This window comes from Candidatus Streptomyces philanthi (assembly GCF_059553635.1).
Genome location: NZ_JCANQV010000547.1, coordinates 1 through 1,854, shown reverse-complemented (window position 1 = coordinate 1,854; position 1,854 = coordinate 1). Strand labels below are relative to the sequence as shown.

Genomic DNA, 1,854 nt, shown 5'->3' with positions numbered 1-1,854 from the left:
GCAGGAGCTCGACGCGGACGTCCGCCGGGAAGCCGGTGGTCGGCCCGACGCGGCGGGCGAACTCGGCGACGCCGCGGAGCTGGTCGGGGCCGAAGCGGAAGTCGAGGGTGGTGAAGTAGCGTTCCAGCACGTTCTCGTCGAAGCGTTCCCAGCGGGCGGCCTGCTCGGCGACCTTGGTGACCTCTTCGAGGGAGAGGTCACGGGAGGCGAGGAACGCCTCGTGGACCTTCTCGACGACCAGGGGTTCGCGCTCCAGGTAGTCGCGGCGGGTGGCCCAGACGGCGAAGACGAACGGCAGGCCCGTCCACTCCTTCCACAGCTCGCCCAGGTCGTAGACGCGGAGCCCGAGGCGGGGCGCGTCGTGGAGGTTGGCGCGCAGCGCGGCGTCGCCGATGAGCACCGCGGCCTCCGCCTCCTGCATCATCAGGCCGAGGTCGGGCGGGCAGCTGAAGTACTCGGGGCGGACACCGAACCGTTCGGCGAGCAGCAGCCGCGCCAGCCGGACGGAGGTGCGGGAGGTCGACCCGAGGGCGACCCGGGCGCCGTCCAGCTGCTCCAGCGGCTTCTGCGAGACGATCACGCAGGACATCACCGGGCCGTCGCAGCCGACCGCGAGGTCGGGGAAGGCGACGAGGTCGTCGGCGGAGCGCAGGAACTCGACGAGGGTGACGGGGGCGATGTCGAGGTCACCGCGGATCACCTGCTCGCTGAGCTTTTCCGGGGTGTCCTTCGTCAGGTCGAGGTCGAGCAGGGTGCCGGTACGGGCGAGGCCCCAGTAAAGGGGCAGGCAGTTCAGGAACTGGATGTGGCCCACCCGCGGCCGGCTGCGGCGATGGCCGCCGGCGGGTTCTGCGGGGGCGTCTCCAAAGGTTGAATTGTCCACATGCGGAGGCTAGACCCGCGGGGCGCGCGGTGGTGCGGCGGGGGCGCATATGGGCGGTACCACTCCCGGGTAAACGTGATCTTTGGCTCTTCCACCCGGCGAGCGCACCATGCTACGCTCAGCGCAAGTTGCAGTTTGGTTTCCCTTGCAGTACAGAGCCTGCGGAGCATGTGACCCGCAGGCTTTTGTCGTTTTCAGACTTGTTTGCAGGTTCTGGAGCAGGGCAACCCTTTGGCCCAAGGAGGGCTTATGGCTACCGGAACCGTCAAGTGGTTCAACGCTGAAAAGGGCTTCGGCTTCATCGCCCAGGACGGCGGCGGCCCGGATGTCTTCGTCCACTACTCGGCGATCAACGCGACCGGCTTCCGTTCGCTGGAGGAGAACCAGACCGTGACCTTCGACGTCACGCAGGGCCCGAAGGGCCCCCAGGCGGAGAACGTCACCCCCAGCTGAGCTGCCGGCCCGGGAATCTCCCGGCCCGATCGTGCAGTACCCAAGGAGCCCCACTCCTCCGTTTCGGAGGGAACGGGGCTCCTGCCTTTTGTGCCGCGTGAACTTCTCACAAAATCTTGACGACGCCTTGACGACCGGTCGGAATAAGAGTCCGCGGGAGTGGCACGGCATCGGGAAAATCCTTCCGACGGTCCGGGCAACGGCTTCCCACGCGTACGCCAGAACTCCGGAAAAAAGCGTTGTCGGACCGAATGGAAAAAGCGGGGCGCGCACCGCCTCACCCGCGGAGGTGACATCCCGGTTTGACGCATGAACGTCAGGTCCGTGCGGGGTGTCCGATCAGTTCGGCAACGCACCGGTCTTCGCGGTGAAATCCCCGGAACGGCGGAAGGCGTCCCGAAATCCGCCGGTCACGCGCGCCGGGGGCGCACGCCGGCCCTAGGCCGCGCCGTCCGGCGTCCAGCGGGCGCCGCCCCGGAGGCGGTCGAGGCCGGTCCAGACGAGATCCATCAGGGTCG

2 protein-coding genes are annotated in these 1,854 nt (G+C 68.2%); one reads left to right on the top strand and one right to left on the bottom strand.

Features of this window, described 5'->3' with window-relative positions:
• Positions 1-883 (bottom strand): menaquinone biosynthetic enzyme MqnA/MqnD family protein (locus AC51EU_RS30075; RefSeq protein WP_496270256.1); only part of this gene is annotated, 883 nt, incomplete at its 3' end.
• 249 nt (positions 884-1,132) lie between these two features.
• Between AC51EU_RS30075 and AC51EU_RS30070 the strand changes: the two genes are divergently transcribed.
• On the top strand, positions 1,133-1,336 hold the full coding sequence (locus AC51EU_RS30070; protein WP_496270255.1) for a cold-shock protein: 204 nt from the start codon (positions 1,133-1,135) through the stop codon (positions 1,334-1,336).
• Positions 1,337-1,854: the final 518 nt, after the last annotated feature.

Excerpts from the sequence above, each read along its gene's own strand:
- AC51EU_RS30070 (WP_496270255.1), top strand. The coding sequence starts at position 1,133 with ATGGCTACCGGAACCGTCAAGTGGTTCAACGCTGAAAAGGGCTTCGGC.